This is a genomic window from Bradyrhizobium ontarionense, assembly GCF_021088345.1.
Lineage (GTDB): Bacteria > Pseudomonadota > Alphaproteobacteria > Rhizobiales > Xanthobacteraceae > Bradyrhizobium > Bradyrhizobium ontarionense.
In genome coordinates this window covers 1,053,222-1,067,874 of record NZ_CP088156.1, presented here as the reverse complement: position 1 = coordinate 1,067,874, position 14,653 = coordinate 1,053,222, and the positions used below count along the sequence as shown (strand labels likewise).

At 65.1% G+C, this 14,653-nt stretch carries 12 protein-coding genes and 1 tRNA gene; 8 read left to right on the top strand and 5 right to left on the bottom strand.

Annotated elements, in window-relative coordinates:
• Positions 1 to 143 precede the first annotated feature (143 nt).
• Both LQG66_RS04800 and glmS read right to left on the bottom strand, forming a co-directional pair.
• Positions 144 to 758, bottom strand: a complete 615-nt coding sequence (locus LQG66_RS04800) for a LysE family translocator (protein WP_231323954.1) — start codon at positions 756 to 758, stop codon at positions 144 to 146.
• Between the two features lie 116 nt (positions 759 to 874).
• On the bottom strand, positions 875 to 2,701 hold the full coding sequence (gene glmS, locus LQG66_RS04795) for a glutamine--fructose-6-phosphate transaminase (isomerizing) (protein WP_231323952.1): 1,827 nt from the start codon (positions 2,699 to 2,701) through the stop codon (positions 875 to 877).
• 230 nt (positions 2,702 to 2,931) lie between these two features.
• On the opposite strand from glmS, the gene LQG66_RS04790 reads away from it, so the two are divergent.
• On the top strand, positions 2,932 to 3,159 hold the full coding sequence (locus tag LQG66_RS04790; protein WP_231323950.1) for a hypothetical protein: 228 nt from the start codon (positions 2,932 to 2,934) through the stop codon (positions 3,157 to 3,159).
• Between the two features lie 22 nt (positions 3,160 to 3,181).
• Here LQG66_RS04790 and LQG66_RS04785 read toward each other — a convergent pair whose 3' ends face one another.
• Positions 3,182 to 3,373, bottom strand: coding sequence for a hypothetical protein (locus LQG66_RS04785; protein ID WP_231323948.1), 192 nt, complete (start codon positions 3,371 to 3,373; stop codon positions 3,182 to 3,184).
• 22 nt (positions 3,374 to 3,395) lie between these two features.
• A complete protein-coding gene (gene glmU / locus LQG66_RS04780; protein WP_231323946.1) occupies positions 3,396 to 4,742 on the bottom strand; it encodes a bifunctional UDP-N-acetylglucosamine diphosphorylase/glucosamine-1-phosphate N-acetyltransferase GlmU in 1,347 nt (448 codons plus the stop codon).
• Between the two features lie 147 nt (positions 4,743 to 4,889).
• Between glmU and LQG66_RS04775 the strand changes: the two genes are divergently transcribed.
• Both LQG66_RS04775 and LQG66_RS04770 read left to right on the top strand, forming a co-directional pair.
• Complete coding sequence (locus LQG66_RS04775; RefSeq protein ID WP_231323944.1) at positions 4,890 to 6,221, top strand: hypothetical protein; 1,332 nt, start codon at positions 4,890 to 4,892, stop codon at positions 6,219 to 6,221.
• Positions 6,222 to 6,328: 107 nt separating this feature from the next.
• Entirely contained in the window at positions 6,329 to 6,709 is a 381-nt protein-coding gene (locus LQG66_RS04770; RefSeq protein WP_231323941.1) for a hypothetical protein, read from the top strand.
• Here LQG66_RS04770 and LQG66_RS04765 read toward each other — a convergent pair.
• Positions 6,669 to 8,225, bottom strand: a complete 1,557-nt coding sequence (locus LQG66_RS04765) for a glycoside hydrolase family 17 protein (protein WP_231327691.1) — start codon at positions 8,223 to 8,225, stop codon at positions 6,669 to 6,671. The genes LQG66_RS04770 and LQG66_RS04765 overlap by 41 nt on opposite strands.
• Positions 8,226 to 8,677: 452 nt before the next feature.
• Between LQG66_RS04765 and LQG66_RS04760 the strand changes: the two genes are divergently transcribed.
• The 5 genes from LQG66_RS04760 to LQG66_RS04740 all read left to right on the top strand — a co-directional run bounded on the left by LQG66_RS04760 (position 8,678) and on the right by LQG66_RS04740 (position 14,422).
• Positions 8,678 to 9,259, top strand: coding sequence for a beta-1-3, beta-1-6-glucan biosynthesis protein (locus tag LQG66_RS04760; protein ID WP_231323939.1), 582 nt, complete (start codon positions 8,678 to 8,680; stop codon positions 9,257 to 9,259).
• A gap of 357 nt (positions 9,260 to 9,616) precedes the next feature.
• A complete protein-coding gene (locus tag LQG66_RS04755) occupies positions 9,617 to 12,328 on the top strand; it encodes a glycosyltransferase (RefSeq protein WP_231323937.1) in 2,712 nt (903 codons plus the stop codon).
• Positions 12,329 to 12,936: 608 nt separating this feature from the next.
• Positions 12,937 to 13,012, top strand: a tRNA-Lys gene (locus tag LQG66_RS04750).
• A 380-nt stretch (positions 13,013 to 13,392) separates the two neighbouring features.
• Positions 13,393 to 14,238 carry an Ntn hydrolase family protein gene (locus tag LQG66_RS04745; protein ID WP_231323935.1) on the top strand — a complete coding sequence of 282 codons (846 nt, stop codon included), beginning with the start codon at positions 13,393 to 13,395 and terminating at the stop codon, positions 14,236 to 14,238.
• Positions 14,228 to 14,422, top strand: a complete 195-nt coding sequence (locus tag LQG66_RS04740; RefSeq protein ID WP_231323933.1) for a hypothetical protein — start codon at positions 14,228 to 14,230, stop codon at positions 14,420 to 14,422. Before LQG66_RS04745 ends, LQG66_RS04740 begins: the two co-directional genes overlap by 11 nt.
• Positions 14,423 to 14,653: the final 231 nt, after the last annotated feature.

Here is a 14,653-nt window from a genome sequence, read left to right as displayed (position 1 = left end):
GGAAGGGCAAGGCCCACTTTCCGACACACGCGCGCTTTGCCGCTGGCCTGTGGCCGGCCTGTCGGGCACCGGCGCGGGGCCGGAGGCGCCCTCGGTCCCGCTTGCGGCAAAGGCCCCTCACCTCAAACGTCAGATTCGTCGCGCTAGGCGCTGCGCAGCGGCAGGGCAAGACCAACGGCCACGAAGATGCCACCGCAGACCTGGTTGAAGCGTCGTCCCACCCGGGCAAGCCATGGGCGAACCCGGGCAGCCGCGCTGGCGATGGCGTACTCGGTGACGAACTCCGTGATCGTATAGGTCATGGCGACGATGCCGAACTGCACCGCGAGGCTGCGATCCGGATCGATGAATTGCGGCAGCAGGGCGCTGAAGAACAGCAGGCATTTCGGGTTCGTCGCCGCGGTCAGGAAGCCCTGGCGAAACAGCGTCTGCCCGCCGGCCTTCGGGCCTTCGGTGCGCACATCGACGGCCACCGGCGGCGATCGCCACAGCTTGATGCCGAGCCAGGCGAGATAGAGCCCGCCGATCCATTTCAGAACCACGAGCCAGGTGATCGACGACTGGACCAGCGCGCCGATGCCGAACATGCAGAGCGCGATGACGAGGACGAAGCCGATCAGGCCGCCCGCGATCGTGAACAGCGTCTTGCGTCCGCCATGCAGCGCGCCATGCGTCAAGGCGAGCAGGCCGTTCGGTCCGGGCGTCAGCGAGATTCCCACCGACGTCACGAAGAACAGCAGCCAGGTGTTGAGCGCCATCCCGATCCCCGTGTCGAAGCGGACCAACCGATCCGCTGCCGGGGGTCATCGCCACTTGCTGATGTCGGATCTCGGATCCAATGGCAAGATGGATGTGCGGAACCGACCGCCCTCGCCTACTCGACCGTCACGGACTTGGCGAGGTTGCGCGGCTGGTCGACGTCGGTCCCCATCACCACGGCCGTATGATAAGCCAGCAGCTGCACCGGGATGGCGTAGACGATCGGCGTGAACGTGGCCGCCATGTCGGGCAGGATGATCGTCACCAGCGACTCCACGGTCGCCTCCTGGGCTCCCTTGGCGTCGGTCATCAGGATGATGTTGCCGCCGCGCGCGGCGACCTCCTGCATGTTGGACACGGTCTTTTCGAACACCCGGTCGTAGGGGGCGATAACGACCACCGGCATGGTTTCATCGATCAACGCGATCGGGCCGTGCTTGAGCTCGCCTGCGGCATAACCTTCGGCATGGATGTAGGAGATCTCCTTCAGCTTCAGCGCGCCCTCCAGCGCCAGCGGATAGGATGTGCCGCGGCCGAGATAGAGCACGTCCTTCGACTTCGCGATTTCGCGCGCCAGCTTCTCGATCTGCGGCTCAGTCGTCAGCGCCGCCGCGATCAGCCGCGGCACCTCGACGAGGCCATGCACCAGCTTGGTCTCGTCCGCCTCCGACAGTTCGCCGCGGCCGCGGCCGGCGGCGATGGCGAGCGCGGCCAACACCATCAGCTGGCAGGTAAAGGCCTTGGTCGAGGCGACGCCGATCTCGGGGCCGGCCAAGGTCGGCATCACGATCTCGCTTTCGCGGGCGATCGTCGAGGTCGGCACGTTGACGACGGACAGCGTATGGGCGCCCTGGGATTTCGCGTAGCGCAACGCCGCCAGCGTGTCGGCGGTCTCGCCGGACTGCGAGATGAAGATGGCGAGATCGCCCTTGCGCAGCGGCGCCTCGCGATAGCGGAACTCCGAGGCAACGTCGAGCTCGACCGGAACCCGCGCGAAGCGTTCGAACCAGTATTTGGCGACGAAACCGGCGTAGCTCGCGGTGCCGCAGGCGGTGATGGAGATACGCTGGACGTCCTTGAAGTCGAACGGCAGCCGTGCCGGCAGCACGACGCGCTCGGTGCCCATGTCGACATAGCGCGCCAGCGTATGGCCGACGACCTCCGGCTGCTCGTGGATCTCCTTGGCCATGAAATGGCGGTAGTTGGCCTTGTCGACCAGCGACGCCGTCGGGCCGTGCTTGACGATCTCACGATCGACGATCGCGTTATTGCGATCGTAGACGGTCGCGCCCTTGTGCGTCAGCACGACCCAATCGCCATCCTCGAGATAGCTGATGTTGTCGGTGAAGGGTCCGAGCGCAATTGCGTCCGACCCCAGATACATCTCACCTTTACCGTAGCCGACCGCAAGCGGCGGACCATTGCGCGCGCCGATCAGGAGATCGTCGTGGCCGGCAAAGATGAATCCGAGTGCGAAAGCGCCCTTCAGTTTCGACAATGTGTCGCGCACGGCATCGACTGGGGCAACGCCCTGACTCAACAGCTCATCCACGAGATGAACAACGATCTCCGTGTCGGTCTCGGTCGCGAACACCGTGCCCTTCTTTTGAAGGGCTTCACGCAGTTCGTGGAAATTTTCGATGATGCCGTTGTGCACGACAGCGACGCGATCGGTCGCATGAGGATGGGCGTTGTTCTCAGTCGGCTTGCCGTGAGTGGCCCAGCGCGTGTGACCGATACCGGTGAACCCCTTGAGCGGCTGCGCCTGCAGTCTCGCTTCGAGATTCTTCAGCTTGCCTTCGGCGCGCCGGCGTTCCAGGACACCGCCCTCCAGGGTGGCGACGCCGGCAGAGTCATAACCGCGATATTCAAGCCGCTTGAGCGAGTCGACCAATTGCTCGGCGACCGGCCCGCGTCCCAAAATGCCGACAATTCCGCACATGCCGAGCTATTCCCCAAATCGTCGAGAGAGATTCAAATGCATGGCAATGTCTTAACGAAAACCGCGCGCTTTCAGGATTCAATAATTATTGCGGATTGCGACAGGGTTAAGTGGAACGCCCAAAGGTGCCTGGCTGCGCAATTCCGGGACGATACGGAGGCCCGGTTCAGAATGGACTTAACCTCCGGTCAAGGCTTTCGCACAAGACTGTCGGGTCGGAGATGATCCCCATGACCACTACCCGTCGCCCGTCTGATCCAAAAGGCACCGGCCCGCTCAGCCTGTCACACCCCACGTCCGGGAGCCATCTGGCGCACTGGCCGCCGCCGAGCATGGGGCACGAGCTCAAGCCGATGCCGATCAAGCATCGCAGCGCCGAGCCGATCAAGCACGCCTCCCGTCGCGGCTGGCGCCTGACCCGCGCGATGTTCGCCGAGTTCCAGGACGACGAGGAATAAGGCCTCTCGAGGATTTCTGGCGTCAGGACAGCCAAGCCCAATACGCGATCGCACCGATCAATGCCCATAGGCTGAGCCCGGTCAGGAACATGATGTCCGGAGAGGGAGTGAGGCCGAGCGCAGCGTAGAGCATGCGTCCAGACAGCGTGCCCAACTGCCTGATCGCGATCAGGACCTCAACGACCAGATCGAGAAAGAGCTGACCGAACTCCAAGCTGCCCTGCCCGGTCTCGCGCCTACTTCTTGTGGCGTGACTTCGCATTCCGGAAGCGCGCGGCAGCACCTTCGCGGGTGGTCTGCGGGCTGCGTTCGAGCGCCAGCGCATCATCCGGCACATCACGCGTGATCACCGAGCCGGAGCCGATATAGGCGCGCGCGCCTATCTTGATCGGCGCGACCAGCGACGTGTTGGTACCGATGAAGGCGCCCTCGCCGATCGTGGTCTTGTGCTTGGAGAAGCCGTCATAGTTGCAGGTGATCGTGCCGGCTCCGATGTTGGAATTGGCGCCGACATGGGCGTCGCCGATGTAGGAGAGATGGTTCACCTTGACGCCCGCCTCCAGCACTGCAGCCTTGGCTTCGACGAAATTGCCGATCTTGGCGCCGTCGCCGAGCGAGGTGCCCGGCCTTAGACGCGCATAGGGGCCAAGCTGCGTGTTGCGACCGAGCGTGGACTGCACGATGTGCGAGAAGGAGTGGATCACGGCGCCGTCGCCGATCGAGACTCCGGGGCCGATCACGACGAACGGCTCGATCGTCACATCCGTTCCGAACTTGGTGTCGGCGGCGAGATACACGGTCTCCGGCGCAATCAGCGTCACGCCGGCATCCATCGCCGCGCGGCGCAGCCGGTTCTGCATCACGGCTTCAGCCTCGGCGAGCTGCGCCTTGGTGTTGATGCCGCGGACCTCGTCCTCGGAGGTTTCGATCACCACCGCCTCGAGACCAAGCTCGCGCGCGATCGCCACCGCGTCGACGAGATAGTATTCGCCCTTCTTGTTCGCATTGCCGATCTTGTCGAGAATGGCCAGCGCGTGCCGTCCATCCATCGCCATGACGCCGGCGTTGCACAGGGTAATGGCGCGCTCCGCTTCGCTTGCATCGGCCTGCTCGCGGATCGCGACCAGCCTCGCGCCGTCCATCAGCAGGCGTCCGTAACCGGTCGGATCCGCAGCGCGGAAGCCGAGCACGGCCAGCGCTGCGCCCTGCGCCAGCGCCGCCCGCAATCGTGCGAAGGTCTCCGCCGAGATCAGCGGCGTGTCGCCGAAGGCAACGAGCAGGTCGTCGGCGCCGCGCGCGATCGCCTGCCGGGCGGCCAGCACGGCATGGGCGGTGCCGAGCCGTTCGCGCTGGACGAAGATGTCGGCCTCAGGGCGCAGGCGCTTCGTCTCCCGCTCGACTGCTTGGTGATCGGGACCGACCACGACCGCGATTCCGGCGCCCTCCCCTTTGGGCGCGGCCGCCAGCACGTGAGCAAGCAACGATTCGCCGGCGATGGGGTGCAGTACCTTCGGCAGACTCGTGCGCATCCGCGTGCCCTCGCCCGCCGCAAGCACGATGGTCAGACTGGATCGAGCGGTCATAAAACACCTTGAAAGAGCGAGCGGAAAGAGTGAGCGGCACACGTATCGCTGTCATAAATCGTTTTCTGCCCGCGGCAAACGGTACCGACTGAAGCCCGTCCTGGTTTTCCTGTTAATGTTTGCCCGTGATTCGATTAAGGCAGGTTCATGGCTAAGGACTCCCACAAATCGACCGGCGCGCATGGAGCTGAGAAGACGAGCGCGACACTGTCCGGACTGTTTGCGGACGAAAACGAGCTCGATCGCCGCGCGCTTTGGCGGCTCGGCTGGTGGGGTGCGGGCGCCGTCGGCGCTGTCGCGCTGGCCGTTTTTACCAATCAGACCGCGCAGGGATGGCGCCAGGACCGCATTTCCGCGACCGATCTGTCGCGTCAGGCGCAGCTGATCCAGTCGCTTGCGCGGGAGACACAGGGCGAGGCGCGGCAGCTCGGCGCGGCCATCGAGACGCTGAACACCGACCGCGACCGGCTCTACGCACGTGTCACCGTGCTCGAGCAGGGACTCGATTCCGTCACCGGCGCACTTGCCAAGCAGAGCTCGCAGGCGGTGCCGGCCCCGCCACCCGGCAGCAGGGCCGTGCCTGCGCCACAGATCGCCGCGGCCGAGTCGCAGCCGGTTCCCGCGTCGAATTCCCCGAATTCCTCGCCAGCTTTCGCCGGCATGTCGCCGTTCGTGGCGGCGCCGAGCGGGGTGCCTGGAACCAACGCCGGCCAGCCGGGCGTGCTGGCCGCGCCATCCCCGCTGCCATTCCAGGCCGGTGCCGCGGCCGCACCTGCTGTCGTCGCGGACAAGACCCGGCCGGAAGCTTCGAAAGCTCTGTCTAGCGCTGCAGCCGCGTCACCTTCCTCATCCTCGGCGGCATCGGAACCCGTCGCCGGCAAGCCGGCAGATTCGGACAAGCTCGCCAAGGCGGATCCCGCGGAGACCGCCGGCGCCAAGGGAACCGAGAGCGCGGAAGGCTCGGCCACCGGGGTCCAGAAGACCGAGTTCGCGGTCGATCTCGGCGGAGCCAATTCCATCGGCGGCCTGCGGGCGCTGTGGCGTGGTCTCGCCAAGTCCAATGCCGACCTCGCCGCGCTGCGGCCGATCATCATCCTGAAGGAGGGCCAGACCGGCCCGGGCATGCAGCTGCGACTCGGTGCCGGACCGCTGAGCGACGCGGCGGCGGCAGCGAGGATCTGTGCAGCTCTCGCCGAGAGCCAGCGCTCCTGTGAGACCACGGTCTATGACGGCCAGCGCCTCGCGGTCCGCGACGAACCCGAAGGCTCCGATGCCGGAAAGGCCGCGGCACCGGCGGCTGCCGTACAGAAGCCGTTTCCGGCGCAGCGCCGACGCACCTTCCAGCCGCAGGCCCCGCAGCAGCGCCACGGCAAGCGCGAGGAGCCGCCGCCGGCGGCGGCAGCAGCTCCGGCGCCACCAGCCGAGGCGCCGAAGCCCGAACAGCCCTCTGCCCTGTCGTCGTTCTTCCGCCGCTCCTGAGCCCGAATCATCTCGCGGCGAAAGCCGGTTGGGGCGGGTTGTGAAGGCAGTCCGTGAAGTGCCCTTGCGGCTTGTCGGCGCGGGCTTTCCGCAGCATAGTCCCGCACATGAAAAAGATCCCGTTCCGCCTCTCGCCCTATCAGGTGCAATGGCTCCTGATCGTCGGCTTCGTCACCGTCGGCTATGCCCTTTACCTGCGCTATCTCGCGATCGAGCTGTCGAGCGTCGCCCTGGCCTGCGATGCCGGCCTGCAGACGCTGGCCTGCAAGAGCCGGGCGGTCGCGACCACGCTGTTCAAGAACTCGGTGTTTGGTGCCACCGCGCTGGTCATCGGGGTGCTGCACGTGATGCGGCCGTCGATCGTGCTGCTGACCGGCGGACTGATCGCCGCCGGGCTCGGCATCGTGCTCTACAACATCGTGCTGTCGGGGCTGGCGATCGGCCTGCTCATTCTCGGATTTGCGCGGCCCGCGCCCGCCACAGCGTAAACGCCAGCACCAGATACATCGCGCAGGTCCACAGCGCCTGCCAGTTGTCGCGGCCTTCGTTGTAGATGACGTAGACCGCGGAGATCGCCAGCAGCCCGGCAAAGCTCGCCTCGGCGATCGGCCGCGGGCCCTGCGCCGGACGGTTGCCCAGCAGCATCGCGAACGGCACCACCGCCATGGTCAGGCTGGCGAACGGGAAATCGCGGTAGCGCGGGTCGAACACGAAGCCGAGCGCGGTCTCGGCCGCAATCAGCACGGTCACGATCAGGACCAGACCGAGCACGTAAGTGATCTTGAGCTGCTTGCGGCCGTCATTCGGTCCCAGCAGATCGAGGAAGGTCGGCAGCGGCCGGCCCGCCATCGCCGCATTGGCGCTGAGGATCGGCGCCAGCACGCCGGCGGCGAGCAGCGCGCCCCATTGCAGCCCGCCGCCGAAGCCCAGGCTCTCATAGAACATCTTGTCGGCGGCCATGCCGAACAGCACACCGGCCGTCGTCGCCGAGATCGCGACCCCGATCCAGGCCGACAGATGCGGTGGCCAGGGCCGGCGGCGCACCGTCAGCCAGCCCGCCAGGAACACCACGAAGGACAGCATCATGCCGCCGCCCATCTGCAGCTTCCACAGCGGATAGTTGCTGACGGGCTGGCCCGGCGGATATTTCAGCGCGCGCTGGTCGTCGCTGATCAGGCCCCAATAGCCGCCCACCGTGCCCTCGAGCTTGCGCTTCCAGGGCTGGTCATAGGCCTCGATCAAATTGACGCGAAAGTTCTCGCGCTTGGCCAGGCTCAGGATCTCCGACACCACGCGAGCCTGGTTGGCCCGCGACGGCAGCGCGCCCTCGCGCATCCGGCCTTCGCTCGGCCAGCCGGTCTCGCCGATCAGGATCTCCTTGCCGGGGAAGGCCACGCCGACCTGCTGGCGGATCGCGTCGACATGGGAGGCGGCGAATTTGGCCCGGACCGGCACGTCTTCCCAATACGGCAGGATGTGCACGGTGACGAAATCGACGATGTCGTAGAGCTCGCGATTGCGCAGCCAGTACTCCCAGACGTCGGCATAGGTGACGGGAACGGTGACCTGCGCCTTCACGCTGCGGATGGTCGCGGCGAGATCGGCGGTCGTCATCTCACCGCGCAGCAGCACCTCGTTGCCGACCACGGCCGATATGATCACGTTGGGGTAGCGCTTGATCAGGTCGACCGCGATTCCGATCTGCTGCTGGTTCTTCAGCTTGTTGGAGCCGAGCCAGATGCCCTGGATCACCTTGATCCCGACCCGGGCGGCGATCGCCGGCACCTGGTCGAGCCCGTTCTCGATCGAATAGGTGCGCACGCATTCCGAAATCTTGGCGAGCTGCACCAGGTCCTGCTCGATCTGGTCCGCCTCGATGTGCGTGGTCGGATCGAGCGGGCTCTGCAGGCCGCGGAACGGGGCGTAGGAGACGCATTGCAGCTTCGAATCGAGTTCGATGGGCGCGCGCGCCAGCGTGATGGGCTGGGCCAGCCACCACCACATGGCAGCAATGACACCCAAGGAAATGAGCAGAAGCGCCAGCGGTGTACGAAGAGATTTCAGTTCCATTCTCCAGGCAGCGTGGTGTCGATTAGCCGGTCAGCGGCGATCTGCCAAGTGCCGGCTGGAAAGTGCCGGCTTCCGCGCGCCCCCGCACCCGACCTGACGATGTGGAGAACGCGGGCGGGGCGGGGGCCGCCGTCGTTCCCGAATCGCGCCTTTACGATGACACGAGAAAGTTGGGGTGTTGCTGGACAAAATCCGAGATTCCGGTCATTGGGAATCCCCGGATGATCCGGCCGTCGCGCCCCAGGTTTCCCGGGAGCGGCGCAAGCGCCCGTCAGGAACGCGATGCGAAGGTCGGAAGCAATCTCCCGCCGCAATCGGGGCCGATTTGATCGGCATCAACACTGCGTCCGTCGCGGGACGGCATGAAGGCAACACTCGGGGAATTTATGGGTCGACGCGTGCTCCAGTCCAAGTTTTCGGTTTTGCGCCTGTTCGCGTCGCTGGGCCTCGTGGCCCTCATCGGCGTCCCCGGCGCCCTCGCCCAGAGCGGCAACGACCATCCCCAGGACCAAAAGCCGCAGGCGGCCAATCCGGCCGACGTGTCGAAGGACAATCAGCGCAAGACCGACGAGTTCACCGAGGCCGCCCAGGCGCTCAATGGCGGGCCGGCCGGCAACCCCGAATGCGTCTGGCTCGGCCGCCGCGTGGTGCAGCTGCTGTACACCGACGACCTCGATACCGCGTTCCGCCATCTCGACCTGTATGACCGGTTCGGCTGCCCCGGCGGCCACGTCCAGGCCTCGTTCCGGTGCCTGACCCGCTTCATCGCCCAGATCGACGACAAGGTGCCGAACTCGCTGCGCAACCACGTCCACGCCTGCTGGGTCAATCCGGACGCCAAGCCGCAGGTCGCCGCCGCCCCGGCTCCAGCGCCCGCCGCGCCGCCGGCTCCGGCGGGATCGTCGCCCCAGCCTGCCCAGCCGGCCGCGCCGCAGGCGCAGCCGTCGCCGCAACCCGCCAAGCCGTGAGGCGACCGCCGCTGCCGCGCGCCTTCGGAGCGCGGCGCCGGCAAGGCAGCCCGTTCAAGGCAGCCCGTCGCGGATTGCAGCCCCGCTGCTGTTGTTTAATTGCGCTGCAGCGCTATCGTGTCGCAGTGGTTCGGTTCCGATCGGTCCGGCGGTTCAGCCCTCGTTCAGCGATGAACCGGCCTTAATGCGGTCACCGGTACGGCGCCAGTGACGGACCTGCCGGTGTCTGCTCGAAGCCGCGCTTCGCCTGACGTGCCTGGGCAGCACGCGGCGAGGTGCCGTGGCGGTGCGCCGATCGTGTTTGCGTCGTCGTATCCGCTGCTCCTCGTTCTCCAGCCCGCCATGGTGTCCTGACCGATGCGCTTGATCGCGGCCGTCATCCTGTTCGTCACTGCCGCTCATGCCGGGCTGTGGGGCCTCCTCCAGCAGAAGCAGAGCGCGCCGGATTTCACCGGCATGCTGCCGAGCGTGTCCTACGATCCGCACGAAGGCACCGCGCATCCCGACGTCGACACCGTCGCGTCGCCGGAGCGCATCCGCGCCGACATGAAGAAGCTCGCGACGATGACGCGCGCGATCCGGCTCTATTCGTCCACCGGCGGGCTCGAGCAGGTGCCGCCGCTGGCGGCCGAAGCCGGGCTGAAGGTCACGCTCGGCGTCTGGCTCGACAAGAACACCATCCGCAACGACAGCGAGATCGCGACCGCCATCAAGCTCGCCCGCCGCAACAGCAACGTCATCGGCATCGTCGTCGGCAACGAGACGCTGTACCGCGGCGAGCTCAAGCCGGACGAGCTGATCGACTACATCAAGCGCGTCAAGAAGTCGGTCACCGTTCCCGTCACGACCGGCGAAATCTGGAACATGTGGCGCGACTATCCGCAGCTCGCGCCGAACGTCGACTACATCGCCGCGCACGTGCTGCCCTATTGGGAGTTCTTCAACAGCACCCAGGCCGTCGACCAGGCCGTCGACCGCTACCAGCTCTTGCGCGAAAAATTCCCCGGCAAGCGCATCGTGATCGCGGAATTCGGCTGGCCGAGCCAAGGCTACAACCGCGGCATCTCCGATCCCGGCCCGTTCCAGCAGGCCTGGGTGCTGCGCAACTTCGTCACCCGCGCCGAAGCCATCGGCATGGACTACAACATCGTCGAGAGCATCGACGTGCCATGGAAATATTTCGAGGGCGGCGTCGGTCCCTATTGGGGCCTGCTCACCGCCGCGCGCGAGCCGAAATTCGCCTGGACCGGGCCGATCGTGAACCCGGACTACTGGAAGCTGGCGACGATCGCGCTGCTGGTCGGCGTGCTCCTGTCGCTGCCGATCCTGCGGCTGCACCGGCCCACGGTGCTGCAGGCGATGGTGCTCGCCGCCACCGCGCATGGCGTCGGCGCCTGGATCTCCACCATCTTCGCCTATTGGAACGTGCACTATTTCGTTTGGGGCTCGACCTTCGCGCTGACGCTCGGCCTTACCTTGCTAGTACCCTTGATCCTGATCGCGATGGCGCGCATCGAGGAGATCGCCGCGATCGCCTTCGGCCGCGAGCCGCGCCGGCTGCTGAGCCGCGCCAAGGCCGCGCGCGACCGCGCCGCTGCCCCGGAGGGCTATTGCCCGAAGGTCTCGATCCACGTGCCGGCCTATTTCGAGCCGGTCGACATGATGAAGCAGACGCTCGATGCGCTGGCGCGGCTGGACTACCCAAACTTCGAGGTCGTCGTCATCATCAACAACACGCCCGACCCGGCGTTCTGGCAGCCGATCCAGGATCACTGCCGCATGCTCGGCGAGCGCTTCAAGTTCATCAATGCCGAGAAGGTCAAGGGCTTCAAGGCCGGCGCGCTGCGCATCGCGATGGAGCGCACCGCCGTCGACGCCGAGATCATCGGCATCATCGACGCCGACTACGTGGTCGAGCCGGACTGGCTGAAGGATTTGGTGCCGGCGTTCGCCGACCCGGCCGTTGGCCTGGTGCAGGCGCCGCAGGAGCATCGCGACGAGCATCTGTCGCTGATGCATTACATCATGAACGGCGAATATGCCGGCTTCTTCGACATCGGCATGGTCCAGCGTAACGAGGAGAACGCGATCATCGTGCATGGCACGATGTGCCTGATCCGACGCGCGGCCATGGACATGGCCGGCGGCTGGTCGAGCGACACGATCTGCGAGGACACCGATCTCGGCCTCGCCATCCAGGAGCTCGGCTGGCAAACCCACTACACCAACACCCGCTACGGCCAGGGCCTCTTGCCCGACACCTACGAGGCGTTCAAGAAGCAGCGCCACCGCTGGGCCTATGGCGGCTTCCAGATCGTCAAGAAGCACTGGCGCCGCTTCCTGCCCGGCAAGAGCCGGCTGACATCGGACCAGAAGCGCGAGTTCTCGCTCGGCTGGCTCAACTGGCTGGGCGCCGAGAGCCTCGGCGTCGTGGTCGCGATCCTGAACCTGATCTGGGTGCCGATCGTGGCGTTCGCCGGCATCGCCATCCCCGACAAGATCCTGACCATCCCGATCATCGCCGCCTTCGTGGTCTCGCTGGCGCACTTCCTCATCCTCTATCGGCTGCGCGTGCCGGTGCGGTCCTGGCAGATGCTGGGCGCGATGATCGCGGCGATGTCAGTGCAATGGACGGTCAGCCGCGCCGTGGCGCAGGGCCTGATCACCGAGCATCTCGCCTTTGCCCGGACCTCCAAGGGCGGCCTGTCCAGGATGTCGATCGAGTTCCAGGCGTTCTGGGAGGCCGTGATCGGCGCCCTGCTCCTGATCGGCGCCACCATCCTGATCGTGACCAACACGCTCGCCATCACCGAGCTCTACATCTTCGCCGCCGTCCTGATCCTGGAGAGCCTGCCGTTCCTCTCGGCGGTCGCGATCGCGCTGTTGGAGATGTCCCGCATCAACTCCTTCGAGTTCTGGCGCTACACCACCGTCCGCACCGCCGAGCTGATCGGCCTGCGCCCGGTCTGGGTGCCGGAGCTGGCGGCTCCTGGGATGCAGCCGGCGGCGATCACCGCCGCGCCCAAGGTGGCCGTGCCGGCCGCGGCGAAGGTGGCGGAGAAGGTGTAGCGGAGAGGCCGGCGCACCCCGCGGGCAAAACCGCCGTTTGAGCCAGCCTCCCCCACACCGTCATGGCCGGGCTTGTCCCGGCCATCCACGTCGGCATCGGAGACGAAGACGTCCGTCAAAGCCCCGCTCGCCGGTCCCCCCGCGGCCATTGGACAAGCATCCCGCCCGCGGCCATCCTTCGAGACGCCCGCCTCCGGCGGGCTCCTCAGGATGAGGACGGCGTGCGCGGCCCGAGCGATCTGCGGCGAGGTCTGAGCCCTTACCCCAACGACGCAGGCTCCTGCCGCGAGCCGACCCTTCAACCCTCATGGGTGAGGAGCGCCGCCGTCAGGCGGCGCGTCTCGAACCACGAGGCCTCCCCCGGCGCGGCAAACTCCCGCCCGCCACCTCCCCAACCCGCGCCCCTGTGGTTTCACCCGCCCGCCCTATTGACCGGAACGAACCCACCCCCTACACAGCCCACACGACAGCATGCAGCCCACGGGTCAGGGGTTTCCCCCCGTTCCCGCAGCCCGCAGTGAACCACAGCCCCGCCGCAAGCGTTCTGATGGTCACCTGCCGACGATCCGGACAGTGACGGCCAGCCGTCACATCGCTTCCTTGGGAGCGAGCGCGTAGCTCAGCCGGTAGAGCACGTGACTTTTAATCATGGGGTCCCGGGTTCGAGTCCCGGCGCGCTCACCAACGGAACAAAATACTTAGCTACGATCTCCACAAGCCGCCAAGGCTTTTCTTCAGGCGCATTGCCGCGGTCCGTTTGCATGATGACTGTTCGCAACGCAGCCCTGGGCGCTGCCGTCTCGGCCGATCCTGGGCTCGTGATGCCGCCGAAAATCCGAGCAAAAGCCCTCCTCGCGGCCGCGGTCGCGCTCGTCGCCGCTTTCCTCGCCCTAGCGGTCATGTAGCCGGCACGATGCGATGGCAGCGAGGTGGTGCAGATCGGGGACTCGATACTGATGGCTGGTTGCATCCAGAGATAGTCGAGCACGCGACCTAATCCCTTCCATTGCGACTCTGCCCAAATTCCGATAGTTCGGATGTAGAAAATACTCGGGGGGAGCATCGTGACGGTTGTGGTCACCGCCAAAGTGAACGATGGCATCGTTCTAGCGGCCGACAGCGCAGCGAGTTTCTTCGATGCGGAAGGGCACCCCATCAAAATCTACAACAACGCCAATAAGATCTTCAACTTAGTGAAGGTTTGGCCGATAGGTGCACTCGTCTATGGGAGCGGCGGTATCGGATCGGCATCGGTTGAAACTCTCACGAAGGATCTTCGCAAGAAACTGTCGGATCAGGCGGATAGCGAGTATTGGCTGAATCGCGAAGCATACACTGTCGAGGAAGTTGCAACTAAGGCTAGGATGTTTCTGTACGAGACCTGCTACAAGCAGGCTTATCCCGAACCTCTCGCAAATTTTGTTATGGGTTATCGAGTTTGCGGCTATTCGGCTCAGTCTTCGAGTTCAGAAATTTGGGAGTTTATGATCCTCGGCGGCGAGTGCGGCCCACCGTACAAGGTGCAAGGCGAATTGGACTATGGCTTGCGTTGGGCGGGAGAAAATGAAGCCTTGGACCGGCTTGTTTTGGGTACCACCGGTAAGCTCCGCGATTTCTTTATTCAGCACGGGATCGCAAATGCCCAAGCCGCAGAAGCGCTTCATTTGGAACTTATTAACCAAGTCGGTCTTGGATGGATCATTCCGGCGATGCCGATTCAGGATGCAATTGATGTTGCTAGGTTTGCGGTCGAAACTTCAGCGAAGTTCGCTCGATACGGTTTGCGTGCCGAGACCATAGGTGGTCCAACAGAAGTTGCAGCAATTACAAAGCACGAAGGCTTTAAGTGGGTGTCACGAAAACACTATTATCATGCCGACCTCAACAGGGAGACTAACCATGGCCAATGATGTGATGGCTCGCTACGCCGCAGCAGCCCAGGCCACGGCCAAAGTTTCGCCGGCTGCAATGGAATCTGTTCGACGTGGGGACTATGTCGCCCAAGCCCAACTGGACTACACCGCCGACAAGGTTGTTTCGAAAGTCCCGCATACGGCGGACAAAAAAGTTCCGGTAAAGGATCAGAGCCGTTAGGCGCGGAATCCGGCACTCGGCCATGTCTCACTCGACTTGGCGAGCTACGACCGCGCATCGCCACCCTTCTTAAGCCTGCGAGCGACTGCCTTTTTCGCGATTGCACCACGCAAACGCTAGAACCTTGTTATGGGGCACCAGCGTTTGCCACTTGGTAGTTTCGTGACCGTGCTGGGGGATTGCAGTGACAGTGCCGTTGTGCATGCCCAATCGATGGACAGATTGAATACC

What these genes read in the sequence shown, in the direction of transcription:
- LQG66_RS04760 (WP_231323939.1), top strand. Translation starts at nt 8,678, where the DNA reads ATGGGTCGACGCGTGCTCCAGTCCAAGTTTTCGGTTTTGCGCCTGTTC.
- glmS (WP_231323952.1), bottom strand. Translation starts at nt 2,701, where the DNA reads ATGTGCGGAATTGTCGGCATTTTGGGACGCGGGCCGGTCGCCGAGCAA.
- LQG66_RS04775 (WP_231323944.1), top strand. Translation starts at nt 4,890, where the DNA reads ATGGCTAAGGACTCCCACAAATCGACCGGCGCGCATGGAGCTGAGAAG.
- LQG66_RS04755 (WP_231323937.1), top strand. Translation starts at nt 9,617, where the DNA reads ATGCGCTTGATCGCGGCCGTCATCCTGTTCGTCACTGCCGCTCATGCC.
- glmU (WP_231323946.1), bottom strand. Translation starts at nt 4,742, where the DNA reads ATGACCGCTCGATCCAGTCTGACCATCGTGCTTGCGGCGGGCGAGGGC.
- LQG66_RS04790 (WP_231323950.1), top strand. Translation starts at nt 2,932, where the DNA reads ATGACCACTACCCGTCGCCCGTCTGATCCAAAAGGCACCGGCCCGCTC.
- LQG66_RS04765 (WP_231327691.1), bottom strand. Translation starts at nt 8,225, where the DNA reads ATGTGGTGGTGGCTGGCCCAGCCCATCACGCTGGCGCGCGCGCCCATC.
- LQG66_RS04770 (WP_231323941.1), top strand. Translation starts at nt 6,329, where the DNA reads ATGAAAAAGATCCCGTTCCGCCTCTCGCCCTATCAGGTGCAATGGCTC.
- LQG66_RS04800 (WP_231323954.1), bottom strand. Translation starts at nt 758, where the DNA reads ATGGCGCTCAACACCTGGCTGCTGTTCTTCGTGACGTCGGTGGGAATC.
- LQG66_RS04740 (WP_231323933.1), top strand. Translation starts at nt 14,228, where the DNA reads ATGGCCAATGATGTGATGGCTCGCTACGCCGCAGCAGCCCAGGCCACG.